At 55.4% G+C, this 26,412-nt stretch carries 24 protein-coding genes; 17 read left to right on the forward strand and 7 right to left on the reverse strand.

Annotated features, from left to right (window positions below):
- Positions 1–56 precede the first annotated feature (56 nt).
- Both IPM28_15195 and IPM28_15200 read left to right on the forward strand, forming a co-directional pair.
- Positions 57–1,340, forward strand: coding sequence for a hypothetical protein (locus IPM28_15195; GenBank protein ID MBK9174327.1), 1,284 nt, complete (start codon positions 57–59; stop codon positions 1,338–1,340).
- 85 nt (positions 1,341–1,425) lie between these two features.
- Entirely contained in the window at positions 1,426–2,862 is a 1,437-nt protein-coding gene (locus IPM28_15200; GenBank protein MBK9174328.1) for a tetratricopeptide repeat protein, read from the forward strand.
- 39 nt (positions 2,863–2,901) lie between these two features.
- Here IPM28_15200 and IPM28_15205 read toward each other — a convergent pair whose 3' ends face one another.
- A complete protein-coding gene (locus tag IPM28_15205; GenBank protein MBK9174329.1) occupies positions 2,902–3,213 on the reverse strand; it encodes a hypothetical protein in 312 nt (103 codons plus the stop codon).
- A gap of 47 nt (positions 3,214–3,260) precedes the next feature.
- On the opposite strand from IPM28_15205, the gene IPM28_15210 reads away from it, so the two are divergent.
- The 4 genes from IPM28_15210 (at position 3,261) to IPM28_15225 (ending at position 6,488) form a co-directional block, all read left to right on the forward strand.
- Positions 3,261–3,710, forward strand: a complete 450-nt coding sequence (locus IPM28_15210; GenBank protein ID MBK9174330.1) for a hypothetical protein — start codon at positions 3,261–3,263, stop codon at positions 3,708–3,710.
- 155 nt (positions 3,711–3,865) lie between these two features.
- Positions 3,866–4,102 (forward strand): helix-turn-helix transcriptional regulator, encoded by a 237-nt coding sequence (locus IPM28_15215; protein MBK9174331.1) that lies wholly within the window; start codon positions 3,866–3,868, stop codon positions 4,100–4,102.
- Positions 4,103–4,201: 99 nt separating this feature from the next.
- Complete coding sequence (gene dcm, locus IPM28_15220; GenBank protein ID MBK9174332.1) at positions 4,202–5,374, forward strand: DNA (cytosine-5-)-methyltransferase; 1,173 nt, start codon at positions 4,202–4,204, stop codon at positions 5,372–5,374.
- A 10-nt stretch (positions 5,375–5,384) separates the two neighbouring features.
- Entirely contained in the window at positions 5,385–6,488 is a 1,104-nt protein-coding gene (locus IPM28_15225) for a DNA methyltransferase (protein MBK9174333.1), read from the forward strand.
- Here the strand turns inward: IPM28_15225 and IPM28_15230 are convergent, their stop codons facing one another.
- The 3 genes from IPM28_15230 to larB form a co-directional block, all read right to left on the reverse strand.
- Positions 6,489–6,923, reverse strand: coding sequence for a very short patch repair endonuclease (locus IPM28_15230; GenBank protein MBK9174334.1), 435 nt, complete (start codon positions 6,921–6,923; stop codon positions 6,489–6,491).
- 85 nt (positions 6,924–7,008) lie between these two features.
- Positions 7,009–7,188 carry a helix-turn-helix domain-containing protein gene (locus tag IPM28_15235; GenBank protein ID MBK9174335.1) on the reverse strand — a complete coding sequence of 60 codons (180 nt, stop codon included), beginning with the start codon at positions 7,186–7,188 and terminating at the stop codon, positions 7,009–7,011.
- Between the two features lie 245 nt (positions 7,189–7,433).
- Positions 7,434–8,204, reverse strand: coding sequence for a nickel pincer cofactor biosynthesis protein LarB (gene larB / locus IPM28_15240; GenBank protein ID MBK9174336.1), 771 nt, complete (start codon positions 8,202–8,204; stop codon positions 7,434–7,436).
- Positions 8,205–8,629: 425 nt separating this feature from the next.
- On the opposite strand from larB, the gene IPM28_15245 reads away from it, so the two are divergent.
- The 5 genes from IPM28_15245 (at position 8,630) to IPM28_15265 (ending at position 14,803) form a co-directional block, all read left to right on the forward strand.
- The gene (locus tag IPM28_15245; GenBank protein ID MBK9174337.1) at positions 8,630–9,247 is read left to right on the forward strand and encodes a UbiX family flavin prenyltransferase; all 618 of its coding nucleotides are present in this window, start codon (positions 8,630–8,632) and stop codon (positions 9,245–9,247) included.
- Positions 9,240–9,902, forward strand: a complete 663-nt coding sequence (locus IPM28_15250) for an SH3 domain-containing protein (GenBank protein ID MBK9174338.1) — start codon at positions 9,240–9,242, stop codon at positions 9,900–9,902. The genes IPM28_15245 and IPM28_15250 overlap by 8 nt, the downstream gene beginning before the upstream one ends.
- Before the next feature lie 3 nt (positions 9,903–9,905).
- A complete protein-coding gene (locus IPM28_15255; protein ID MBK9174339.1) occupies positions 9,906–10,658 on the forward strand; it encodes a class I SAM-dependent methyltransferase in 753 nt (250 codons plus the stop codon).
- A 3-nt stretch (positions 10,659–10,661) separates the two neighbouring features.
- Positions 10,662–11,522: an ABC transporter substrate-binding protein gene (locus IPM28_15260; protein ID MBK9174340.1), complete on the forward strand. Its 861-nt coding sequence runs from the start codon at positions 10,662–10,664 to the stop codon at positions 11,520–11,522.
- Between the two features lie 167 nt (positions 11,523–11,689).
- The gene (locus tag IPM28_15265; GenBank protein MBK9174341.1) at positions 11,690–14,803 is read left to right on the forward strand and encodes a VCBS repeat-containing protein; all 3,114 of its coding nucleotides are present in this window, start codon (positions 11,690–11,692) and stop codon (positions 14,801–14,803) included.
- 226 nt (positions 14,804–15,029) lie between these two features.
- Here the strand turns inward: IPM28_15265 and IPM28_15270 are convergent, their stop codons facing one another.
- Positions 15,030–17,300 (reverse strand): PD40 domain-containing protein, encoded by a 2,271-nt coding sequence (locus IPM28_15270; GenBank protein MBK9174342.1) that lies wholly within the window; start codon positions 17,298–17,300, stop codon positions 15,030–15,032.
- Between the two features lie 200 nt (positions 17,301–17,500).
- On the opposite strand from IPM28_15270, the gene IPM28_15275 reads away from it, so the two are divergent.
- The 5 genes from IPM28_15275 to IPM28_15295 all read left to right on the forward strand — a co-directional run bounded on the left by IPM28_15275 (position 17,501) and on the right by IPM28_15295 (position 22,516).
- Positions 17,501–18,454: a hypothetical protein gene (locus IPM28_15275; protein MBK9174343.1), complete on the forward strand. Its 954-nt coding sequence runs from the start codon at positions 17,501–17,503 to the stop codon at positions 18,452–18,454.
- Positions 18,455–18,471: 17 nt separating this feature from the next.
- On the forward strand, positions 18,472–19,578 hold the full coding sequence (locus IPM28_15280) for a hypothetical protein (GenBank protein ID MBK9174344.1): 1,107 nt from the start codon (positions 18,472–18,474) through the stop codon (positions 19,576–19,578).
- 24 nt (positions 19,579–19,602) lie between these two features.
- A complete protein-coding gene (locus IPM28_15285; protein MBK9174345.1) occupies positions 19,603–21,282 on the forward strand; it encodes a VCBS repeat-containing protein in 1,680 nt (559 codons plus the stop codon).
- On the forward strand, positions 21,209–21,619 hold the full coding sequence (locus IPM28_15290; protein ID MBK9174346.1) for a VCBS repeat-containing protein: 411 nt from the start codon (positions 21,209–21,211) through the stop codon (positions 21,617–21,619). The genes IPM28_15285 and IPM28_15290 overlap by 74 nt, the downstream gene beginning before the upstream one ends.
- A gap of 72 nt (positions 21,620–21,691) precedes the next feature.
- Entirely contained in the window at positions 21,692–22,516 is an 825-nt protein-coding gene (locus IPM28_15295; protein ID MBK9174347.1) for a hypothetical protein, read from the forward strand.
- Between the two features lie 48 nt (positions 22,517–22,564).
- Here the strand turns inward: IPM28_15295 and IPM28_15300 are convergent, their stop codons facing one another.
- Entirely contained in the window at positions 22,565–23,365 is an 801-nt protein-coding gene (locus IPM28_15300) for a 1-acyl-sn-glycerol-3-phosphate acyltransferase (protein ID MBK9174348.1), read from the reverse strand.
- Between IPM28_15300 and IPM28_15305 the strand changes: the two genes are divergently transcribed.
- Entirely contained in the window at positions 23,354–25,777 is a 2,424-nt protein-coding gene (locus tag IPM28_15305) for a hypothetical protein (protein ID MBK9174349.1), read from the forward strand. The genes IPM28_15300 and IPM28_15305 overlap by 12 nt on opposite strands.
- Here the strand turns inward: IPM28_15305 and IPM28_15310 are convergent, their stop codons facing one another.
- Positions 25,778–26,410, reverse strand: coding sequence for a flavin reductase (locus tag IPM28_15310; protein ID MBK9174350.1), 633 nt, complete (start codon positions 26,408–26,410; stop codon positions 25,778–25,780). It lies immediately after the preceding gene.
- Between the last annotated feature and the right edge of the window lie 2 nt (positions 26,411–26,412).

Below are 26,412 nucleotides of genomic sequence, written 5' to 3' on the forward strand. Positions count from 1 at the left end.
CTCTGCGAGTTGTCAAACGAATAACGTTTTGAGATCGCAGATGCTGGAGTAAGCTTATGTTATTAAAACGATTTATCGGAGCCGCGGTCATGCTTGCTATTTATGCGGCTCACACGATGGCCAACGGAGTCACTAAAGAGGAACTGGCGCGGGCAGCCGTCTCTGACGATGCTGAAGCCTCGCGGACTGCGATCGCCGAACTGCGAGGGATGGGTCAGAAGGGCCTGGACGCGATTATTGCAGTGCATTCATTGGACATTGAGCGTTTTTCGGCGACTGGAGATAAGAGCGGCAACTGGCAGCGTTTAGCCTCGGCGATCGACAGCGTAGCAATGCAAAAGGACGCCTATGCATCAGGACTTTATTGGTACACAGACCTAGAAGAGGCGAAGAATGTCGCTGACGATCGAAACCGTCCGATCCTCTCGCTGCGGCTGCTTGGCAACCTCAACGAAGAGTATTCTTGCGCGAACAGCCGTCTTTTTCGCTCGATCCTTTATGCAAACAAGGAACTGGCAGCGTACCTTCGCGAAAACTACGTTCTCCATTGGCGGTCGGTCCGGCCCGCACCGCGGATCACGATCGATTTTGGTGATGGACGCAAGATCGAACGAACGATCACCGGTAATTCGATCCATTACGTTCTCGATGAACACGGAATGATCATCGATGCACTGCCAGGACTTTATGGTCCGAACGCGTTCCTGATCTACTTGAAACAGGCCGCTGCCGTAAACCGATCTATCGACGGACACCCAGCGGCTGACCGGCATCGGGCATTATTGCGATATCGAAAACTGAGCTTTGACAAGATAAAGGAGCGGCGCAACAACGCGTTGAAGCTCGCCGAGATCTCATTGAAGGAAACAGGCGGCGGAACCGATGCGTTAAGCGCTGCACCGATAGCAGCGACCAAAATGGCGGTCGTCGACGAGATCTCGCTGCTCCGTGTTTACGATAATTTTGCCCGCTTCGAGCCGCAGATAGATCTCTCGGATTGGCAAAAGGTATCGGCGATCTACATCAAAGAGAACGGGCTAGATGCAGCAAGCAAGGCATTCATACGTCGACAGAACCGAAACTCAGGCAGGACCGAAGGCGAGCTTGCGGGTTTATTTGAGAAGCTGGGCCGATTTATCTCGCTCGATACCACGCGGAATGATTTTCTGTATCGGACACAGATCTACTCATTGCTGAACAGAAGCGAGGTTCGCGACCTTGAGCAATTCAATGACAGGGTCTATGGCGAGATCTTCATGACGCCTAGCTCCGATAGATGGCTGGGCCTTTATTCGACCGATGTGTACACGGCCCTTGACGGCAACGGTGTTGTTCAATAGTCCGCGTGAGGACTAGGCCGCACGAATTAGTTTGTTACGGCACATTAAAGAGCATATAATTCGGTTGTTCAACGCGATCGACCGTATGCGCTTTTCTAAGCCAAGAGCACTGCTTTTCCTTTTCGCCATTTTCTCAACGGCGTCCGCGGCTTTAGCGCAAGACACCTTGCCTGACCTGGTTCGCCGGATCAAACCTTCATCGGTCGCGATCGAGAGTTTTGACGCTCGCGGCAATCTGATATCACGCGGGAGCGGCTTTTTCATTGGGTCGGAACGCATCGTAACAAATCGCCATGTCATCGAGAGATCGGCGCGTGTCGAGGTGCATCTGCAGGACGGAAAGAGGTTTGTGGTTCGCGGTGTGCTTGCGATCGACGGCGAAGGCGATCTCGCGCTCCTGCAAGTCGAAGTGCCGCGGGGAGTTGCGGTCCCGCTGCCGATCGAGCGGACGGTTCCGCGCGAAGGCGAATCGATCGTCGTCGTCGGCAACCCCTTCGGTCTCGAGGCATCGATCTCGAACGGCATCGTCTCTGCCGTTCGCGAGATCCCCGGTTATGGCAAGGTCATTCAGATAACCGCGCCGATATCGCCAGGGTCAAGCGGTTCGCCGGTGGTTAACATGTACGGCCAAGTCATTGGCGTTGCTACACTTCAGGCCGCCGAGGGCCAGAGCCTAAATTTCGCGGTTCCGGCGGAACGGATCATGCAGATGCGCATCGGTGCATTGCAGACGGTATCGAACCTATCGGCCGAATCGCTGAAGAACAAGCGTGCGGCGGCCGAACGTGCGTATTCACAAGGAGTTGCACAACTTTCGCGTGACGATTTCGAAAGGGCTTTACCCTATTTTGAGCGTGCCGCCGAACTCGATCCGAACTACACCGAAGCGTGGTATCAGGCAGGATTTTGCTACGGTGTGCTCGGCCGTCACGCCGAAGCGTTGAAAGCGTCGAAGCAGGCGGCGAAACTGCGGCCCGATTGGTCGGCGACGCATGTGAACATCGGCGCGTCGAGCTATGCCCTCGGGCAGTATAAGGAATCGGTCGATGCATATCGGCAGGCTATAAGGCTCGACGATGATAGTGCCGAGACCCAATATGCCCTCGGGCTTGGTCTGAACAAGCTAAACCGCACCGAAGAAGAGGCACTTGCATATCGGCGGGCGATCGCCTTGAAGCCCGATCACGCCAATGCGATGGAAAAGCTCGGTGAGGCTTATTTGAAGCTGAAGAAATGGGCCGATGCCGTCGCCGCATTCGAGCAGCTAAAGACCTATAAACCGGACGCCAAAACGTACAATGCGCTAGGCGAGGCTTACCTTGAGCTCGGCAAGCCCGACGAAGGTCTCGCTGCGTTTACGACCGCCGTGGGGTACGATCCCGACCATGACGGAGCGCGGTTCAATCTCGGACGAGCATACATCAAACAAGGCAACAAAGACCTCGCACTAGTTCAGTACGAGATACTCAAGAATGCACGTTCAGAATGGGCCGACAGGTTATACGTACTGATCCATCCATAGGCCGTTGACGGCCTGCATCGCGCACAAAATAAGGGAATTTTACGGTTTGTCTCCGATGGTCGGCACGTCGTCGGGCGTGGTCGGTGTGCCGCAGCCGATGGTCGGGCGTATTCGGGCCGTCGCAGCGGGCAGTCGCCGACGGCGGATGATAGCGCGGCGGATGGCAGCATCGCCCGACGCCGATGTTGCGGCCAAACCACCGAGATGGCGATCGACCGGGCCAGAACAGCGACCATGCAAATAAACGAGCCAATAAAACGAACATTTTACCTTGCACGGCGACGAGCCGAACGACGAACAGCATACAAACAGCCAGTAACCGGCCACCAGCGGAAATCTCAGGCTAGACAAAATTTCGCTCTTGACACATCATCCGTTTCATATGATACTACGAACGTATGATGACGACAACAAAAAAGCACATCCGTCGAAAATGGGAGATCTTTCCGAATGACGACCGGCTCGGCCGCTGGTGCAAGCTTTACGCGACGCTCAACCGCGACGGCGACATAATGCTCAGCCGGTTCACACACGAAGCGTTGGGCGCGCCCGAAAGCGTCCTCGTGATGTACGACAGCGAAACGCACGTCATCGGGCTCATGCCCGCACGCGTCACCCAAACCGACGGGTTTCCCGCACGCATCCGCGGCAGCTACGGCGGCCGACGCATCCGCGCCTACCGGTTCTGCCGCCGGCACGGGATCAAGATCGAAGGCACCGTCCGCTTTCCCCGCGTCGAGATCGATGCCGAAGGCGTCCTTATCCTCGACCTCAAAGACATCGAGTATTTCAAGATCCGCCGCCGTCCCCGCGCCCTGACGACCGCTTCCCAAAACCTCGACCGATAACGACCGGAGCAACTACGTCAGCAAGAAGATTGCCATCTCGGTCCACGGCCGTCGCATGTCAGTAGCCCGCACGTAAGTAAGGGCTTATCTCGCCAATATTCGATTTTGGACTATTCGAAATCGGACTATACCTTGCCTTTAGAACACAATCACCGATGGAAAAATCAATTTACTCCAAGGAGTACTCCCTGTTCCTCGAACAGCTCCGAAATGCCCGTGAGGAAAAGGGTTTAACGCAGACCGAGGTCGCCGAACGCCTCGGCCAATCACAGAGTTTCGTCAGCAAGGTCGAACGCGGCGAACGTCGCATTGACATCGTTGAGCTTCGAGCGTTTTGCCAAGCGATGGGAGTTGATTTTCTCAGTTTCATCTCAGCTTTTACTGATCAATAAGGGGCCACACCGGCGACTCTCGGTCTTCTTTGGGAAACGCGCCGTCTATAGGGGGTCCGGTTAAGCATTAGGCGGTATCCAACTTTCGTTCGCAGCATGATGTCCATTCCAAACGACGAGATCGGAATTGACGAAGTTCGAAGAATCTTTGAACTCGATGTAAACGAGTACTCACGTGCAATCGAAGAGCGGACTTCAAAAACAAAAAATAAAAGGTCAAAGGCAAAAAATTGTCGCTTGAAGTCCGGTCAGACCCAACGAAAAGAATCTAAAGAATCAGGGATTTTAGAAAGTACGGTTGACGCTTTCACCTTTGTCGATTTGTTTGCCGGAATCGGGGGGTTCCATATCGGTTTGCAGGAAGCGGGTGGGCGATGCATTTTTGCGTCGGAGATTAATTCACACGCCCAGGAAGCGTACAAACTAAACTTCGGAATTACTCCTCACGGTGACATTACGAAAGAAGAAGTTAGAATGTCGGTTCCATCGGGTATTGGGGTTCTTTCTGCTGGTTTCCCGTGTCAGCCATTTAGTATTTCTGGCAAGCGAAAGGGGTTCGAAGATACTCGGGGCACCCTCATATACCATGTCTTCAAAATAATCGAGGAGCGAAATCCGGAAGTCGTTTTTTTGGAGAATGTGAAGCATTTAGTGCATCACGATCGCGGAAGGACACTGAAAACCATACTCCACCACTTGGAGGCCCTCGGGTTCAAAACCGAATTCAAAGTCTTGAACGCGGCGGATTTTGGCGTTCCGCAAAACCGAGAACGAATAATCATTATCGGCAATCGCGATAAGCGCTTTGATTTTTCAAAGCTCGAGCGGAAGCCTTCCAAGGTTTTAAGGGATATTCTTGAGGAAAACGTTCACTATGAATACTTGGATGAAGAATATACCCTCCTTTCCGATCCCAAAGTGCAGCCGTCAGGCCTAATTTTTGCTGGTTACAGGAATAAGCGAATTAGGAAAGCGGGTGTGCGCCCGGGAACCGAACATTTGTCGCGAGTCCACAAGCAACCAAATCGAATTTATTCTGCCGACGGCGTTCATCCCGCGCTCTCATCCCAGGAGCCGACAGGTAGATATTGGATCCTGCACGAAGGGGAAGTCAGGAAATTAACTCTGCGCGAATGCTATCGACTGATGGGGTTCCCAAACTCGTTTAAGTTTATCGACAAAAAAACTGAATTGTACAAGCAGATTGGGAATTCGGTCGCTGTCCCAATGGTCGCGGCGATCGCAAAAGAAATTCGGAAGCAATTTTTTTAAAGGCTTTTTAATGAATCCGAGAGTATTCCTAGAGCGTCAATACACGCAAGCTGTGGGCAGAGTCGTCGGGGAGAAGCTCACGGATGAAGGTCAGCTTCGACGACAAGATCTCGACGATCTTGATACCGTGATACGCCGCGCGGAAAGCGCAAAGGGTGTTTTCACGGTTTTGGTTACGAGTGTGGTATACAAGGCTTTGTGGCCTTCGCAAGATATTCGACTTCATCAGGCGAACATGACAAATGGCTATTCTGGTCGGGGATTTGATTCTACATACATAACCCCGTTCCTAAAGGACCAACGCTTTCCTGCGATGGCCGAAAGCGGCTGGTTAACAAGATCGCTTGAGCAAAATAGCCCTTATGATCTGAATTATGGTGGTCAAATAAGGCCGCAATCGCTAAAGGACGCTTTTTTACGTCTACTAGATAGTCTGGAGAAAGGGACCGGCGATCCTGAGACTTTTCTCGGATACATTTTGGAACAATCGATCGTGGTTCGCGACAAGCAAAAATTAGATCTTGCAAAGCCGACCGCTCTTCCAATTGCAAAAATATTAAAACTTATCGAGCAGCACTTTGACGCGGCTTACGACTCGGAAGGAGCATCTCGATTGCCTGTACTTGCAGTTTACGCAACGTATGAGTGCATTATGGGGCAAATGGAAAGGTACCGTGACAAGCAACTTCTTCCTTTAGAGAGCCATACTTCCGCTGACAGGCGTAGTGGACGAATTGGCGATGTTCAAGTTGATGGTCGGGACGCTCCCTTCGAAGCTCTGGAAATAAAGTTTCGGATACCAATCGGTGTGAGAATGGTCAAGGATGCCTTTGCAAAATTCAGTACGACGCAAGTAAATCGGTACTATATCCTGTCGACGGCACCACCATCGAAAGACGAAATTGTTCTAATGGATGCAGAAATTGAGAACATCAAAAACGTCCACGGATGTCATGTCATAATTAATGGCGTCACGGAGACAGTCAAATACTATTTAAGACTACTAGACGATCCTGCAAAATTTATCGCAAAGTATGTTGATCTCATCGAATCTGATGGGGCCTTAAAGTATGAACACCGCGAGCGCTGGAACACTATCGTTGCTTCCAATTAGTCACCGCGATCCTACGCTTCGGACCATTCTCTCTACGACGTCGCCGCATTCTTCGAGACGACCTGCTATCTCGTGTTCCCAAAATCTAACTACACGGAAGCCCATTTCCTCAAGCTGTTTTGTGGTTTTTAGATCCCGACGAATGTTTGCTTCGATCTTTTCGATCCAATACGCGCGATTAGATTTGATTCGATTTTTCCGTGACTCCCACTCGTATCCGTGCCAAAAATCTCCATCACAGAATACAACTAACATTGCGGAGCGGAAGACGATATCCGGTTTTCCGGGAAGTGATGATACGTTTTTACGATAACGAAGACCGCGACGCCAAAGTTCGGACCTGAGTACCCGTTCTGGATTAGTATCATTGGATTTAATGCTTGATGCGACGAGGCTCGCCCTCTTTGATGAAGATCTGAATGAATCGAATCGCACAGTCTAAATTCCCTCAAGGTCAGCTACCTACGAAATAAGCAGTGTGACTCCCTACGCCCTTTATGCAACCTCAAGTCTAGCACGTCTAGCACGACGAGAAATTCGACTCGACACTTAAGTTTAGAAGTTCGATCATGCCGATGTAGGTGCGGTGAAAGCCGGTTAGTTCGGCGAGTTTTTCCTGGGTTAGGCCGCGGGCGGTGCGGAGAGAGCGGATGCGGTCGCCGAACTGTTTGAGCAGCTTTTTGTTGACGGGATGCGGCATTATCGGGAGTGCGGACCTGGGTGTCGGCTTTCCGTCAAAGGCTATACGCATTGTATGCAGCGATCAACAGACAATGAGTAGCAAATGGGAATGATGAATGATGAATGATGAATGGGGAATGATGAATGATGAATGATGAATTCGAGATTCCGGAATCATCATGCATCATTCATCCTTTAAGAGACACCCTCCCTACCGGTCGGGTTTCCGCCTGTGCGTCCGCTAGGCGGGCCTCTGCATTTGCACTACTGACTTCTGGTTTCTGAATTCTGACTTCTGTTGATCAGGCTGGCGGAGAAGGCGGCGCCAAAGCCGTTGTCGATGTTGACGACGGTGACGTTTGACGCGCAGGAATTTAGCATGCCGAGCAAGGCGGCGAGGCCGCCGAACGAAGCTCCGTAGCCGACCGAGGTCGGGACGGCGATGACCGGAACGCTGACGAGGCCGCCGACGACCGAGGGCAGTGCGCCTTCCATTCCGGCGCAGACGATGACGACGCGCGACGCCTGGAGCCGCTCGCGTTCGGCAAGTATGCGGTGAACTCCGGCGACGCCGGCATCCCAGATGCGCTGGACGCGGTTGCCCATCGTCTCGGCGGTCAGGGCGGCCTCTTCGGCAACCGGGATGTCGCTCGTGCCGGCGGTGCAGATGGTGATCTCGCCGGTGCCGAGCTCGGTGCGGTCGCGAAAGACGCGTATGACGCGCGCCTCTTCGTGCCATTCGGCGTCGGTGTGGATGTTGCGGATCAGCCCGTAGACCTCGGCGGTCGTCCGCGTGATCAGGACGTTCGGCGAACGCTCGACGATCCGCTCAAAGATGCCTGCTACCTGCTCGGGCCGTTTGCCGAGGCCGAAAATGACCTCGGGAAAACCCTGCCGCGAAGCCCGTCCATGATCGACGCGGGCATAGCCGATATCTTCGAATGAAAGATGCTTGATGCGTTCGGCGGCGTCCGTCTCGTTCAACTCGCCCGCTTTGAACGCGGCGAGGATGTTTTCCAGGTCTCGGATGTTCATCGAACCGATAGATTAACAGGTTTGAGCGGCGAGTGACGAGCGAAGCCGGAAGTGCCTCTTTGGCGAAAGGAAAAAAGGCGGGAAACCGTTCCCGCCGAGAAGAGGACTTAGGAGGAAAATGAAAGATCGTTAAACGAGCATGCCGGCGTATTTGTATACGGACGTCAGCCTTATGATGACCGCCGCGACCACGTCATTACTGACAAGATCGAGCAGGAATATACACGTTCTGCATGACAACTCGTTCATTTCTCACCTTCACACTGCTTTGATCGCGTGATCGGGGGCGTTTATTCCCGCCGGTGTTATCACGCTCCGACCATTAACGCGAAGCCGCCGCCCGATTCGTATCACAAAAGGCAGGCGGGCCTCGGCGCTGCGGTCTTTGCGTTCGGCGGCCCAGGGGCTAATATCTTGATATCGATATGGAGATCACAGTTGGCATCACCGGTGCATCCGGCACCATCTACGCTTACCGGACGCTGCAGCTGCTGGCGGCGAGCGGCGCGGTCGAGACAATAAACCTGATAATGTCGGGCACGGCCGCCACCGTCGCACAGGTAGAGATGGGCGTAAACCTCAAAGACCCGACGCCCGCCCGCATCAACGAATGGCTCGGGCTCGACGCGGCGTCGAAGCTGATAAGGTATTGGCGGCTGGACAACCTGGCGGCGAAGCCTTCGTCGGGTTCGAACAAGCAGGAAGGAATGATCATCGTACCGTGTTCGATGGGAACGCTGGGTGCGATCGCATCGGGTGCCGGGACGAACCTGATCCATCGTGCGGCCGACGTATGCCTGAAAGAAGGCCGCAAGCTCGTCATCGTCCCGCGTGAGACGCCGTATAACGCCATTCATCTTGAGAACATGCTCAGGCTCTCGCGTGCGGGTGCTAGGATATTGCCGGCCAGTCCGGGTTTTTATCACCGGCCGAAGTCGATCGAGGACCTCGTCGAGCATCTGTGTTTCAGGATATTGGACCAGTTCGACATCCCGCATTCGAAGCGTTCGGCGTGGACCGGCGAAGAGGTGAGTGATGAATAAGAAGATAAGCCTGATCGCGACGGTCGTTTTGATCGCCGCGTCATTTTTGACGGCGGCCGGACAGGAGCGGTTCGTGCGGCCGGTGGATGAAGCGGCGAAAGACAAATCGTTTCTGGCGTTTCGCATCAAGCTGATCGCCGCTGCCGAGCGGAAAGACCTTGACTACGTCGTCAGCATAATGGACAAGGACATCAAGTTCAGCTTTGGCGACACCGAGGGCGTCGAGGATTTTCGCGAATTTTGGAAGGACGCCGACGCTTTCTGGGCCGAGTTCATCCCGGTGATAAAGAACGGCGGTTCGTTCTCGCCGCCGGCGGGTGTGACCGGACGTATGTTCATGGCGCCGTATACGTTCAGCAAGTGGCCCGATCAGATCGACGCATTTGAACACGCGGCGATAATCGGCAGCAACGTCAACCTTCGCGACAAGGCCTCGACCGACGGCAAGGTGCTCGGGCGCCTTTCGTACAACGTGGTAAAGGTGACCGAATCCGTGTTAAAGGGCGAGAAGGCCGAATGGCACAAGGTCAGGACGCTCGGCGGAAAGACGGGCTGGGTAAAGGCGGAATACGTCCGCAGTTCGATCGATTACCGCGCCGGGTTTGAGAAAAAAGGCGGCGTCTGGAAGATGGTCTTTTTCGTTGCGGGCGATTGACGGATGAATACGGTCGAGCGGTTTTCGAACCGCGTTGCGAACTATGTAAAATATCGCCCCGGCTATCCGGCCGAGATGATGGCGTATTTTCGCGACCGGCTCGGGTTGACCGCGGCTTCGGTCGTGGCGGACATCGGCTCGGGGACCGGGCTTTCGGCACGGCCTTTCCTCGAGGCCGGATGCACGGTCTATGGCGTCGAGCCGAACGCGGCGATGCGGGCTGCGGCGGAAGAATTTCTGGCCGGGTTTACCAATTTCAAAAACATCGACGGCACGTCGGCCGCAACCACGCTGCCCGATGCTTCGTGTGATCTTGTCGTTGCCGCGCAGGCGTTCCATTGGTTCGAACCGGAATCGACACGCCGCGAATTCAAGCGGATCTTAAAGCCCGGCGGCCGGGTCGCCCTGATATGGAACGAACGGCAGACAACGACGACCGCCTTTCTCCGCGAATACGAACAGCTGCTTCTCAAATACGGCCGCGATTACGCCGAGGTGAGGCACGAACAGGTGAACGAAGAAGTGCTTGCGGCGTTTTTCCTTACCGATTTTCAGCGTCAGACGTTTGCAAACGAGCAGGTGTTCGACTTTGACGGCCTAAAGGGTCGGCTGCTCTCTTCATCGTACATGCCGGACGAGAATGACCCGGTTTTCGGGCCGATGATCGAAGAGCTCGAAGCCCTGTTTGCCAAACACGCCGAAAGCGGTAGAATAAAAGTTTTCTACGACACCAATGTCTTTGTCTGTCAGTTGTAATATATGACGTCGAAACCCGAAACATCCCCTGAAGTAAGAACCATCACCGTCGCACATTCGCCTGATTCTGACGACGCATTCATGTTTTACGGCCTCGCGACCAACAAGCTCGAGACCGAGGGCCTCAAGTTCGAACACACGCTGAAGGACATCCAGACGCTGAACGAAGATGCGATGAACGGCGTTTTTGACGTAACGGCGATCTCGTTCCACGCTTACGCCTATATTTCGGATAAATACGCTTTGCTGCCTCACGGTGCGAGCATCGGCGACAAATATGGCCCGATCGTCGTTTCAAAAGAACCGCGCGACGCAAGCGAGATCGGGCGAATGAAGATCGCCGTTCCGGGCGAACTGACGAGCGCTTATCTCGCACTGCGGCTGTACGACCGCGATTTCGAACATGTCGTCGTTCCTTTTGACGAGATAATCGACGCTGTGCAGAAAGGCGACGTTGATGCCGGGTTGCTGATCCACGAAGGCCAGCTTTTTTACAAGCAGATGGGACTCGACAAGGTGCTCGACCTCGGCGAATGGTGGTTCGAAAAAACGGGTCTGCCGCTGCCGATGGGCGGCAATGCGATCCGCCGCGACCTCGGCCCCGACCTGATGAAACAGGTCTCGAAACACCTCCACCGCAGCATCATGTACTCGATGGAAAACCGCGAGGACGCGCTCGCCTACGCGATGCAGTTCGCACGCGATATGTCGCCCGAGCTCGCCGACCGTTTCGTCGCGATGTGGGTCAATGACCTCACGCTCGATTACGGGACCCGCGGCAAGGAAGGCGTCCGCCGCCTGTTGCAGGAAGGCGTCGCCGCCGGCATCATCCCGCATGAAGTTGATATCGAGTTCGTCGACTAGTTAAGGCAACTCACATTTTATAGCAACGGCTCGGAACCAAACCGGGCCGTTTTTTTATCACCACGCACGCGGGGGGACATAGACGAGAACGCCGTTTGATTCATCTGTTCACTTACGTTACCGTTATGGCTAGTCCACTGAAATACAAATTTGGAGTTTAATGCAGAATGTTGGTCTCCCTCCGATTCACACTTTTCATTTCCCTAGCGACGATCTTCTCCCTAGCGACGGTCTTCCGCACTGTCTACTCTTTCGCGGCGACCGCGATCGACATTTTACCGCCCGCCGGCAGCGGGTCGTTCGGCAGCCATATCAGGACATTGCCGAACGGCAATTTCGTAGTTACTGATCCGACATTCGACATCCAGACCCCAAATTTTGTGGCGGATGCGGGCGCGGTTTACGTTTTTACGCGAAATGGCGAGCTGATAAGCAGAATCACCGGCAAGTGTCAAAATGACAATCTTGGGTCGAATGGCATTACGGTGCTTCATTCCGGGAATTTTACGATCAACAGTCCGAATGTGGATCTTCCGGTCCCGGAAAGTCAGAACCAAAACATATGTATCGGTGGCCTGACTTATGTGGTTCCGAATGTCGGCACTGTCACATTAGGGCTCGGTGCGACCGGAATTGAAGGCGTCGCATCTGTTTCGAACAGCTTCATCGGAGATCACGTAAATGACCGGGTCGGCGATTCGGTTGCGCTGCCCAACGGTGATTACGCTGCGGTCGCCATATTTTGGAACGGCGGTCGCGGGGCGGTCAGCAAACGCAGCGGAACAGTCGTCGGCGGGGAATTTGTGACCGATTCGAACAGCGTTGTTGGAGTTTCAACGGTCGACTTCGTCGGTAAGGTCACGGTCCTTCCAAATGGAAACTATGTTGTTTCCACAAATCGGCTCGCCAATGGCCAACCGGCCTCGAGATTATGCATCCTTTCAGAACCTTGTGTCGGTCCCATGTCCGATGTCAACAGCCTGATCGGATCGCCGGGTGTTGGTGTCGATTTCGACGGTATTTATCCTCTTGCCGATGGGAATTACGTTCTCGTAAACCGCGGTTGGAATGGTGAACGGGGAGCAGTTACCTGGGTAAATGGTACAACCGGCCTGACCGGGCAAGTCTCATCCGACAACAGTCTTGTCGGCGGAACGGTACGAGACTTTGTTGGAAGCCGCGGCGTAAAAGCCCTGACGAACGGCGGATATGTTGTTCTAAGCGAGATCTGGCAAGACGCTACAGCAACTCGGCGTGGGGCGGCGACATTTGGTCCGCCCGGCGGCATTTCCGGTGTGGTCTCATCTGTCAACAGCCTTATCGGGGCCGGTACCGGCAGTTTCTCGCAATCCACGATCGTCCCATTAACGAATGGAAACTACGTTGTGAGCCTGCCGAACGCGATCCTTCCCGGCACAGGGTTTCTCGGGGCGGCTATTTGGGGCAGCGGTGTCACCGGTATCTCGGGGCCGATCTCGATATCGAACAGCTTGTACCGCGGTGCCAATATTGTGGTGCCGCTTTCAAACGGAAACTACGTAGTCGCCTCGACATCGGGATTTGGCGCGATAACTTGGGGCAACGGGCAAACAGGGATCACGGGCGAGATCTCCTCGGCAAACAGCATGGTGGGAACGGACATTGATGACCGCCTCGGCTTTGGCGGCGTAACGCCGTTGGCGAACGGGAACTACGTGGTCAGCAGTCCTTACTGGGACAATAACGGAATTCAGAATGCTGGAGCCGTGACGTTGTGTAACGGCAGCGCTCCCGTGCTTGGCACGGTGACGACTTCCAACAGTATCGTAGGAACAAAAGCGATGGACCAGGTCGGCTGGGGCGGCGCCGTTGCTCTTCCGAACGGCAATTACGTCGTCCGAAGTGACCTTTGGGATAACGGAACAACTGCAAATGCCGGGGCGGTTACATTCGGGAACGGAGCAACCGGAGTTACGGGAGCCGTCTCGGAGCTTAACAGTCTGGTTGGCAGCAACATCGAGGACCGAATCGGCAATTCCGGCATAAAAGTCCTGCTGAACGGAAACTATGTTGTTACTTCCATTTCGTGGCAGAACAAAGGCGCAGTAACATTCGGAAACGGCATCACGGGAACGTCCGGAGCAGTTTCCGCCGCCAATAGCATTGTTGGCAGCACGAACGACGATAGGGTAGGCACGTATGGCAACAATAATTCCACACGCGTTTTCGCTGATAATACGTATGCGTTTCATAGTGCCAACTGGGATAACGGCGGAATTGTCGATGCGGGTGCGGTTACATTAGGCAAGGGCAATCGTCAGGTTAATGGAACGATCTCGAGCGAAAATAGCGTTCGAGGTACTTTTACAGGTCAGGGCACGAGTCTGGTTTTCGACTACAGCACTACAGCAAAGTATATGGTGGTGGGTCGTGGAGCAGCGGTTTCGATCTTCAAGTACGAACAAACTGCCGCGCCATTCGACTTTGACGGGGACGGGAAGACGGATGTTGGTATCTTTCGTCCGGGGCCGGCAGAGTGGTGGTATCGGAGAAGCTCTGACGGACAGGTTCCGGCACTGCAGTTCGGCACGTCCACCGACGCGATCGCACCGGTGGATTACACGGGCGACGGAAAGTCGGATGTGGCGTTCTTCCGTCCGACGACGGGCGAGTGGTTCATTTTAAGATCGGAGGACGGATCGTTCTATTCGTTCCCGTTCGGCGGAGCGGGCGACACACCCGTCCCGGCGGACTACGACGGTGACGGCAAGGGCGATGTGGCGGTCTTCCGTTCGACCAACAACACATGGTACATCCAGCGTTCGTCCGACCTCGGGGTCTCGATCATCACCTTTGGAGCCTCGGGCGACCTTCCGGTGACGGCCGACTACGACGGCGACGGCAAGTCGGACATCGGCATCTTTCGTCCGGGCCCGGGCGAATGGTGGTATCTGCGGTCGTCTGACGGCGGCAACCGTGCTTTCCAGTTCGGGACATCGACCGACAGGACGGTGGTTGGCGACTACACGGGCGACGGCAAGGCAGACGCGGCGTTCTTCAGGCCGACCACGGGTGAATGGTTCATCCTGAGATCGGAGGACGGCTCGTTCTACTCGTTCCCGTTCGGCGGAGCAGGCGACACGCCGGTTCCCGGCGACTACGACGGCGACGGGAAGACGGACGCCGCGGTCTTCCGTCCGTCATCGGCGACGTGGTTCATGCTCGGCTCGACCTCGGGCACGCAGATCATCCCGTTCGGTGCCGCCACCGACCGCCCGATCCCGAATGCGTTCGTCAGATAATGCTTGAAATGTGTCAACCGAAACCGCGGTTTGTGCATCTATCTTCCAGGACTTAGAATCGGGAGTTGGATGATGAAGAAACATATCGGGTTTTTGGGTGCGTTGGCTTTTGTCGTTTTGACGGCTGTTTCGGCGGCGTTCGGCCAGCAGACAGGTTTGGTAAAGACCGACCCGAGCCGGTTAACATTGTCGTAACCGAGCACCTTCGTGCCCGTTAGTTTCGCGATCATCGGGGTTGATTCTTTATGAGGACCGCGTTTCGAATGGGATAGCCTCGGGCGACAACGATATTGCGACCGTCAGCCGTGAACGCAAAATTGTGAATTTCGCCGCTGGTAAAGTCGGTCAAACGGGTCGGTTTCGATCCGTCGATCGGTTGGACGAAGATATTCCCCGCTGACTTCTGATGCGAAATATAGGCGATGGCTTTCCCATCGGGCATCCATCGTGCACCCACATTCAATGATGCATTCGGAACGGTGCGGAACCGTCCGATCACCTCCCCACTTTTGAGCGCCATTACTGCGATGGTATTGTCGCTCGCCGCATAGGAGATGAATTTCCCGTCCGGAGAAAAATGCGGCGACTGCGCATACGATTCCGAGATCTGCATTACTTTACTGCCATCCGTCGCCGCTATTCGTATCGAATTCTTCACGCCCGATCCACCGCCGACTGTCGAATTGTAAGCTATCAGCGTGCCGTCAGGAGAGTAGGAGGAATCCACATCGAAGGTCGGATCGTCAAGTATCTTACCCAGCTCGGTGCCATCGACACGGCAGCTAAAGAGGCTCGGCGTCCCGTCGACCTGCGTCGAAAAATAGAAGCGAGATCCATCGGCAGATGCACGAAGTTCTTCGATCTGATCCGGCTCACTCGTTACCTGTCTTGCATCCGAACCATCCGGGTTCACGGCCCAAACATGCGAAAAATCGCCGGTTCGTGCGATATAAGCGATGCGGCCGTCGGGCAGCGGGGCGATCCCTGCCCGGCCATCGGCAAGCCCTCGGGTGATCTGAACAGCAGTATCGGACGAACCGTTCGCATCCATTATCCAAAGCTGCGACGAGCGATTGAAGGGCACGATCAGAACCGAATCATCACTCGTCAAACCAAGACTCGAAACCTGGAGACGATTCCCGTCCGTCGTTATCCTGCGAGCCTCACCGGATTCCAGTGAGAGGTAATACAACTGGTCGCGGCGAGTCGAAAGAGCTTCACCACCCTTGGTACCAATAAAAAACAACCCGTCGCCGTGTGCGGTCCATGCCATACGTCCACACGTATCCCACTTTTCCGGCGATAGTTGGCGTATCGATCCGTCAAAGACGTTCAAGGCCTGGATCGAACAGATACGCGCCGAGGTCGGGGCCGCGATCTCGACGGATCCCATCGCTATCGAGCCGCCGTCGGGCGACCATGAAAGGCCGCCCCAGATCACACTACCCTCAGCACCAGTAAAGACGGTACGCGCGTTCTCGCCATTCGAATCAACGATGATCACGCTCGATGCTGCCGCCGATTTCTCATCACGGATAAAAGCGATCTGAGCGCCATCTTGCGAGATCGCCACAGTGGAACCGACATTTTCGATGAGCTTTGTTTCAATGCCGCCAAGTGTCGGTACGCGAAAAAGCGACGCTGTGCCGGTCGTTGGGTCTCCAGCAATGTAATAGATCGACTGCCCGTCGGGTGCGAAGGTCTTCGACGCTATCGTACGCGTGGTCGGCGGCACGACCACGATCCGGTTCGATTCGCCTACCTGCTGGACGAACATTGTAAAAATGCCAGAGTCGATCTCGTGGTAGGTCAAATATCTCCCGTCCGGGGACACCGTGGCGTCATTGACATCTCGCCCGTCTGTTAGTTGGACGAACGTGAGTTCGTTCGCGGCGTTCTGCGACGTTCCGCCACCGGGGATCTTGAATAAAGAAAAGGCGACGATCACTATCAGCGAAACACCAAGAACGATAGCTGCCGAGTAGAGAAGGTTTCGCCGAACGGGGAAGTTTATCGGTCCTGGTAAGTCGGCAACGGGCTGTATACGGGTTGTTTCCGCAGCGTTGTCGTTCCGATGGTTCTGCCAGTCCAACACCGAATAGATATTTTCTTTTCTTTCGACGATACGGACGGGCGAGACATTCATCGAACCTGCGGCCTGTTCCGCCACATACGAAACCTCTGCCGTAAAGCGATATCCCCGTCTTCTCAGCGTTTCAATAAATGGCGGCCCGTCGGACGATGCTCCCAGAGTTTTCCTGAGCAAGTAAAGGTTTTGGGTCAGGTTGCCTTCTTCGACCTGCGTATCCGGCCAGACGATCTTCATCAGATCGTCCTTGCTTACTATTTCGCCGCTTCGTTCAACAAGCGCGAGCAGGGTTGCGACGACCTTTGGAGTTAGCGGCAACGGCTCGCCGGAGCGAAATAAAAGCAGACTATCAGCGTCGAGGCGAAAATTCTCGAACTCATAAACCCTACGCTCGCTGAATTCCCGCATATTGAGACTAAATTGATGAAACTTTGAAGATAAATCCGAAGACATCATAGCCGCCCCCGCAATAATTTCGATGTGCGGGGACGATCGTTTTAACCAGAGCGGCTACGGTTTCGGTGCGACGAACCAGATTGTAGCGCGATTTCCCAGAACGGGAAATAGAGTTTTGGTGCGAAAGCGTTTCGTCCCTTCATAGGCAACTTATGAAAGTCAAAAGAATTACCGGAGTTCCCGTCTTGTTGCTTTTGGTGTGCGCACTCTCAATAGGGCAGACAACCGCATTCAACTTCCAGGGCCGGTTGAATGACGGCTCGAGCCCGGCGAACGGCAGGTACGATCTGCAGTTCAAGCTATTCGATTCGATCACCGGAGGAAGCCAGGTCGGTACGACCGTCGATCGGCCGAATCTTCTGCTCATCAACGGTGTGTTTTCGACAACTCTTGATTTCGGCTCATCTGCCTTTACGGCCGGCGACCGCTTCGTCGAGATCTCGGTCCGTCCAAATGGCAGCCCGAACGCCCATGTAGTTCTCGGCGCGCGTCAGCAGATACTGTCCGTACCGTTTGCCGTTCGCTCAGCGAACGCGACTAGTGCCGACACTGCGTCAAACGCTGCTAATGCGCAGAACGCTCAATTTTCAGAGGAAGCGACGAACGCAAATCGTCTTGGAGGAGAGCTTGCGGGTGAGTTTGTTCGTCGAAACGTACCCGTTCTCGGAACCGTTACGGCCACCATTCTTGCGGCGAACCAGGGCCTCTCGGTTCAGGGGAGTGCGTCGTTGCAGGGAAACGTCTCGGTCGGTGGACGGATCACGCAGCCTCTTATCTCCTCGTATGGTGTTCCGAAGGCCATGCTGGAAGTTAACGAAGATGCAGGTATCAATCGCTGCTACAACGGAGTGACGGGCGATTCTACCCCGCCATGCGGCTTCACCGTTACGCAGCCCGGCGGGCCGGTCGGCGTTTATCGAATTAGCTTTGGGTTCAGCGTAGCCGATCGGTTTGCTCAAATTACTCCCGGGAACCTTCAGTCACCATATCGGAACTGGGGAGCAAACTATCGGTTCATCGCACCTGACTTTCTCGAGGTCTTCTGTTTTCGCGTGGAGAGTCCTAACGACACTTTTACAAATCGGTTCATCGTCATCTTGTATTAGGTAACGGCTCTGAAAATATGAAAAGACACACACTCGCAATTTTTGTCGGCATGGTTTTGTTATTGTCGCTTCAGTCCGCGGCCCAAACGACGGCGTTCAACTTTCAAGGCCGTTTGAACGACGGTTCGAGCCCTGCGAACGGCAGGTACGATCTGCAGTTCAAGCTATTCGATTCGATCACCGGAGGAAGCCAGGTCGGTGCGAGCGTCGATCGGCCGAATCTTCTGCTCATCAACGGTGTGTTTTCGACAACTCTTGATTTCGGCTCATCTGCCTTTACGGCCGGCGACCGCTTCGTCGAGATCTCGGTCCGTCCAAATGGCAGGCCGAACGCCCATGTAGTTCTCGGCGCGCGTCAGCAGATCATGTCTGTGCCGTTTGCCGTTCGCTCAGCGAATGCGACTCAAGCCGATAACGCGACCAATGCACAGAATGCTCAGCTTGCATCCGATGCTTCTTCGCTCGGCGGTGTTTCGGCCTCGAACTATGCCCGACTGAATTTCCCAAACACCGGAAATCTACAAACCTCAGGCAACGCAGGATTCGGCAGCGTTGCGCCGAATACACGCCTGACGCTCAGCGGCGGGCCACTATGGACCTCGAGTCAATGGACAGCGTCGCTGAACATGCAAAACGCTTCCGCGCTCGGTTGGGAAGCGAACAGTTCGGGCCAACGATTCGGCATTGGGCAAGCCACCGGCGGTCTGCATTTCTTCAGGACGATCAGTGGGTTCGGTTCGACGCTGACGCCACCAAACGTGGATTTGCGGATCACCGATAATGGCGACATCGCACAGCCATTGGAAAGAAATGGGGCCGTCAAGGCAATGGTCGCCATTACTGCCGGAGGAGTGGTCGCCCGCTGCTATAACGGTGTATCCGGCAGCTCAAGCGGAAACTGCGACATCTCCGTCACTCAAAACTCGGCAGGCGTAGTTTATGTAAATTTTCCCTTTCAGATCACTAATCGATTCTGGCTGGTTACGACGGACGCATCGGGGCAGCAGGCGGGTGTTTTGACTGCATCGGTGGTACCACATGCGGCGGTTAACTCCAGGCTGATCGTGATTACCAAGCACGATGGAAGCCTTGAGTATCTACCGTTCCATTTGTTTGTATTTTGATTCCGCCTCTGAGGAGCCTTACCCATGGAACGCACGCGATCGATCGGAAGTATATCTATTGCCGTATTCGTCATTGCAATGGCAACTGCTGTCGCTTCTGCTCAACAGCTAAAACCGACGGAGATCGTCTACAGCCGGATGCCGACGAATATTTTTACATCGCCGACGGGCGCCAACTCTCCCACTATCTGGGTTGTCGGTCAAGACGGCTCGAACGACCGTTTTATCACCAGCGGGACGATGCCGCGAATCTCGGACGATGGCCGCTTCCTCTTGTTCAAACGCTTCTCGCTAACTTCCCACTTCGATCCCTTTTGGATCTATCCGGAGTTCTTTGTTCGAGACCTTTCGACCGGGCAAGAAACTTTGATCATCCCAGCTAGTTTCGATGACGTCTCGGGCGGTCACTTTTTTTCGCCGGCAAGCAATCAGGGCAATCACGAAATTGTGTACAACGCTATTACTTGCTTGAGCAGGATCAACCGCGACGGTACGAATCGCCTGCGGTTTCCATGCGCGGACGCGAACCATAATGATAAGTTTCCCGCCATCCGGCGCGGTGGCGACCAGCTCATCGCATTCAGCAACAACCTCATCACGCCGGGAGTGGGCGGGCTCTACACTGTCGAGATATCCAGTTCCAATCGTCAGAAGATTTCGAACACCACATGTCGCGACTTTCATCCGGCGTGGTCGAATGACAATGAGTTCATTGCGTTCGGCACGATCTCCGTGAACTGCGACAACAACTTTCCGGCCATCTCCACGTATCCTTACTGGGTCTCGAACCTCGTAAAGATCAAACCCGACGGCTCGGGCCGCCAGACGCTGACAAACTATCCGTTGAATCAGGATTGCACGCAGACGGCCGCGAATTGCTTCACGCTCGGCTACGTGTGGACCGAGAACAATTCGAAGGTCATCGCCGCCGGGCGTATCAACGGGGTGAAAGGCATCTTCGCCGTTAACGCTGACGGCAGCGGCGCGTTCTCGCAAATTCCCATCTCGCCAGGAAACGCACCTGATTTTGTCGGCGGCATCGTGCAGCCGCGTGTCGAGCAGCACGTGGTTTCGATCGCTGGCGGAGTAGCGGCAAGTGGAAACTATACGCTTGTTTCGACTATTGGGGAGCCGATCGCGGGAATCACTTCGACGGGCGGTCCGTTTAGCTTCGAAAGCGGTTTTTGGGCAGCACCGTTCGCGTCACGTCGATCGCCGTTCGACTTTGACGGAGACGGGAAGACGGATGTAGGGATCTTTCGTCCGGGGGCGGCTGAGTGGTGGTATCGGAGAAGCTCTGACGGACAGGTTCCGGCACTTCAGTTCGGCACGTCGACGGATGCGATCGCACCGGTCGATTACACCGGCGACGGAAAGTCGGATGTGGCGTTCTTCCGTCCGACCACGGGTGAGTGGTTCATCCTGAGATCTGAGGACGGCTCGTTCTATTCTTTCCCGTTCGGCGGAGCGGGCGACACACCCGTCCCGGCCGACTACGACGGCGACGGCAAGGGCGATGTCGCGGTCTTCCGTTCGACCAACAACACATGGTACATCCAGCGTTCGTCCGACCTCGGGGTCTCGATCATCACCTTTGGAGCCTCGGGCGACCTGCCGGTGACGGCCGACTATGACGGCGACGGCAAATCGGACATCGGCATCTTTCGTCCGGCCGGGCGAATGGTGGTATCTGCGGTCGTCTGACGGCGGCAACCGTGCTTTCCAGTTCGGGACATCGACCGACAAGACGGTGGTCGGCGACTACACCGGAGACGGCAAGGCAGACGCTGCGTTCTTCAGGCCGACCACGGGTGAATGGTTCATCCTGAGATCGGAGGACGGCTCGTTCTACTCGTTCCCGTTCGGCGGAGCAGGCGACACGCCGGTTCCCGGCGACTACGACGGCGACGGCAAGACGGACGCCGCGGTCTTCAGGCCGTCATCGGCGACGTGGTTCATGCTCGGCTCGACCTCGGGCACGCAGATCATCCCGTTCGGTGCCGCCACCGACCGCCCCATCCCGAATGCGTTCGTCAGATAATGCTTGAAATGTGTCAACCGAAACCGCGGTTTGTGCATCTATCTTCCAGGACTTAGAATCGGGAGCTGGATGATGAAGAAACATATCGGGTTTTTGGGTGCATTGGCTTTTGTCGTTTTGACGGCTGCTTCGGCGGCGTTCGGCCAGCAGACAGGTTTGGTAAAGACCGACCTGAGCCAGGCCGAGGTCGACCGGATCGTTAAGGCGTTCACGGCGAACGAGGGCGAGTTTCGCGAGGCATTGAAGATCTACGCCTTTGACCGAAGCGCGACCGTACACACGATAGGAATGGGCGGACAGGTGACCGGCGTATATCGCCGCGATTCGTTCATGACGTTCAACAGCGAGGGCGCGCGGTTCGAGCGGATCACCTATTTTCCCGTCCCGACGATCAGAGAACTGACCATCACGCCGGCCGATATCGAAGACCTTGGCGGCGTCAACCCGTTCGCTCTCGAACCGCAGTTCATCTCGCTCTACAACTTTACATATGTCGGGAAAGAGAAGATCGATGACCTCGATCTTTACGTTTTCGACGTTTCGCCAAAGGTGATGCCGGATGCGAAAAAGACCAAGCAGCGCTTCTTTACCGGACGCGTCTGGGTCGATGACCGCGATTTGATGATCGTCAAATCAAAGGGCAAGGGCTTGCCTGAGGATAAGAACAATAAATATCCGGTGGTCGAGACGTGGCGCGAGAACGTTGACGGAAAATATTGGTTCCCGTCGATCTCGCTCGCCGATGACGAGCTTGTTTTCGACAAGGGCTACTCGGTGAAGATGAGAATGAAGGTCAAGTACGAAAACTATCGTATCGGCCGCAGCGACGTGAGGATAGTCGAGGATGAGGACGTTCCGGCCGAGCCGACGCCTTCGCCGACGCCAAAGAAACCGTGATAAGTTGCAGCAAGTGACAGGTCAAGAGTCGGGCTTCGGCCCGGCTTTTTATTTTGCCTGACCGGCCATTTCGCGTGCGATCGCGGCCCGCGTTTCGTTGAGGATATCCATCAGCTCGCGGCCCTTTGTTTCGACCGGCGGGAGCAGCGACATCTCGATCGTGCCGGCATAAGCGACGCCGGTGCGCTTGCCCATCATCCAATCGGTCTGCGTGATCGCGACCGGGATGATGCGGGCCTCGGTCTGAAGCGCGAGATGGAACGCACCTTTTTTGAACGGCAGAAGCTCGCCGGGCATTGCCCGCGTGCCCTCGGCAAACACGCCAAAGGAAAAGCCCTCTTCCATCACCTTGCGTGCCTTTTCCATCGATCGCCTCGCGCTCTCGGGGTTTGAGCGGTCAATGGCAAATATCTTGACGTAATGCATCCCCTGGCCGAGCACCGGCGCCTTTAGCAGCTCCTTTTTTGCGACGAGGCCCATCTTGTGGCCGGTGAAAAAAAAGAGCGTTGCCGTATCGAGATAAGACCGATGATTGGAGACAAAGACGTACGATTCGTCGTCCGCGACGTTTTCGCTGCCCTTCACGGCGACCTTCGCGCCGCAAGCTTTCAGCCACATCCCGGCTCCCCAGCGGGCGATCGGGTAAAGCCACATCTTTTTGTTGATGATTCCGAGAACGATCAGCGACGGGACGCCAAGGATAAGAAGCAAAAAGCCGGCGACGAACCAGCTCCACCAATATCGCAGTTTGCCCGACAAACGGGATTTGTTAGACTCGTGAACAGGAAAAACAAGCTTTTGATTCTCTCGGATCGCCAAGGCGATATCTTGCTGCTCATGATCAGACATAAATATTTCGGTCGCCTGCGGGGCGGCGCGCGTTTCGGTTCGTTACTGCGTCTCAGCGGTCTAATTCTACTTCTTTCTCTCGCGATTGTCGCACAGTTGCCGACGCCGAAGTCGGTTCTCGGGTTTCACCCGACCGATGAGCGGACGATCGCCGATTGGGGGCAGATCCGGGGTTATTTTACGAAACTCGATGCGGCAAGCCCGAAAGTAAAGGTCGAAGAGTTTGGCAGAACGACCCTCGGCAAGCCGATGATCGTCGCATATATCTCGTCAGAGGCGAACATCCGCGACCTCGAACGCTACAAGTTGATAAGCCAGAAACTTGCCGATCCGCGAACGATCGCAAAGGACGGCATCATCGACGAAGAATCGCTCTATCTGACGACGGGCAAGACGATCGTTTCTATATCGTGTTCGATCCATTCGAACGAGATCGTCGCGTCACAGATGTCGATGAACCTGGCGTACGAGCTTGCCACGGGAACCGACGAAGGCACGGCCGAGATCCTCAACAACACCATCCTGCTGCTGATACCTTCGTCGAATCCGGACGGCATCGACATGGTCGCGGAATGGTACCGCAAAACGCTCGGGACAAAGAGCGAGGGAACATCGCCGCCGCAGCTTTATCATCACTACGCAGGCCACGACAACAACCGCGATTGGTTCATGCTCAATCTCGCCGAAACGCGTGCGATAACCCGGCTGTATTGGCAGGAGTGGTTTCCGCAGTTCGTTTATGACGTTCACCAGATGGGCCAGAACGGCCCGCGTTTTGTGATCCCGCCATTTCACGATCCGCCAAATCCGCGAATTCCGCCCTCGATCGTGCGTGAGGTCGGGCTGATCGGGTACAAGATGTCGGCCGACCTGCAAGCCGCCGGCGTCAAGGGCGTTGCCACCAATACGACGTTCGATATGTGGTGGCACGGCGGCTTCAGAACGGCTCCGTATTTTCGAAATTCGATCGGCATACTTTCTGAGGCGGCGAGCGCCGACCTGATGACGCCTGTCACGATCACCCGCGAGAAACTGAAAGAGACGCGCCCGGTTCGCGGGCTCAACTCGCCGCTCGAACCGGCGATAAACAACCCCGAGCCATGGCAGGGCGGCAAATGGGGCCCGGGCGATATCGCGAGGGTCGAGATGATCGCAAGCCGGTCGCTGCTGCAGATGGCGGCGAAATACCGCGAGCGATACCTGCGCAATTTTCTAGCGTTGAACCGGGCGACGCTCGTCCGCGACACGACCGAGCCGCAGGCTTTCGTGATGACGGCCGGACAGCCGAACTCGGAAGCGATCGCACGATTCATCGAGATCCTTTTGTGGCAGGGCATCGAGGTCCACGAGTTGACGCACGAGCTATGGCTGAATCATTTCTCAGACAAGGTGGAATACCACGAGATGCCGTTGGGCAGCTTTCTGATATTTGTGAATCAGCCGGCGAAGGCCAACGTGCTCAGCCTTTTTGAACGGCAGGTCTATCCGAACCGCATCGGAGCCGACGGCACGCCTGACCCGCCGTATGACGTTGCCGGTTGGACACTTCCGCTGCAGATGGGCATCCAATCGGATACGATCTGGGACATCCGTGATCTCGACCGATTTCGAGATACGCTCAAGCCCGTCAGGAACGTCGATCAGGCTCGTGCGGTAATGAACCTTCGGCCCGCGGCCGAGGCGTTTGCGAAATTCCCGAACCCGCTGCGTAAACCGGCCCGGATCGGGCTTTACCAGGGCTCGATGGGCTCGATGGACGAGGGCTGGACGCGGCTCGTTCTCGACAACCATCAGATCAAATATTCATCGGTCAGCGACAAGGAGATGCGAAGCGGCGGCCTCGGCCGATATGATGTGATCGTCTTGCCTTCGATCAATGAGAACGGCCTGCTTCGCGGGCTCTCGGCAGACAGATATCCGCAGGAACTGACCGGCGGCATCGGGACCGAAGGCATTGCTAACCTGAAAAAGTTCGTCGATGACGGCGGGCGGCTGGTGTGTTTCGATGCCTCGTGCGGAACGGTGATAAAGGAATTCGGGCTGCCGATCAAGAATGTGCTCGCAGGCGCCGGCCGAAAGGAATTTTACAATCCGGGCTCGATCGTAAAGCTCGCGGTCGATACGCGTCACAGGCTCGCGCGAAACACGCTCGACGAGATGCCGGCATATTTCACCAACAGCTCTGCATTCGAGGTCGTGGATGCTTCGAAGGTCGGGACCATCGCCCGATATGCCGAGAGTGACGCCTTGATGTCGGGCTGGATGTTGGGTGAAAAGCTGATCAACGGCAAGGCCGCCATCGCCGAGGCGGCGTACGGCGACGGGACGATCATACTCTTCGCCTTTCGGCCGCAGCATCGCGGACAGACGTGGGCGACGTTCCCGTTCATCTTCAATGCGCTTGAGAAATGATCACTTGAAGTCCGGAATTTCGTCCGGCCGTGCATAGGGGAACTGCGCAAATTTGGTTACGCGATAGTAACTGTTCAGGCCCGATATGCCGACTGCCTCGGTCGTTTCGAGATCAAGATGGCCATCGCCGGAATCGGCCTCGTCGGGTATGATCGCAAGCCGCACCGAACCGATGATCAGCGTCGTGCCGTTGCGCGCGATCGGGATCTCTTCCTCAAATCTCATTCCGAGTTTTACGGTGCTCTCCTGCACGAAAGGAGCGTCAAAATCGCTGACGTATTCCTCGGTCAGGCCGCACATCGAGAATTCGCTCGTTTCCCTTGGGAACTTTGCCGACGAGTAATGTGCGCGTTCGGCCATTTCGGGGTGAACATGGTTGATGGTATATTCGCCGGTCTCGAGGATGTTCTCATATGTGTTTCGGGGTAATTTGCCCGCCGGACGGACGATGAAGCCGAGTAACGCCGGGTCGCTTCCGAGATGAACGACCGAGCTGAAGATCGCGACGTTCGAAATGCCGTCCGTCGAGCGGGTGGCGATCAGGTTAGCAGGCTTTATACCTGATACCGAGTTGATGATGTTGAGCCGGTAGATCCGATCGAGCTGCCGAAGTTCGTTTTGGTCGATTCGCATAT

The sequence above is a fragment of the Chloracidobacterium sp. genome, assembly GCA_016716305.1.
Classification (GTDB): Bacteria; Acidobacteriota; Blastocatellia; order Pyrinomonadales; family Pyrinomonadaceae; genus OLB17.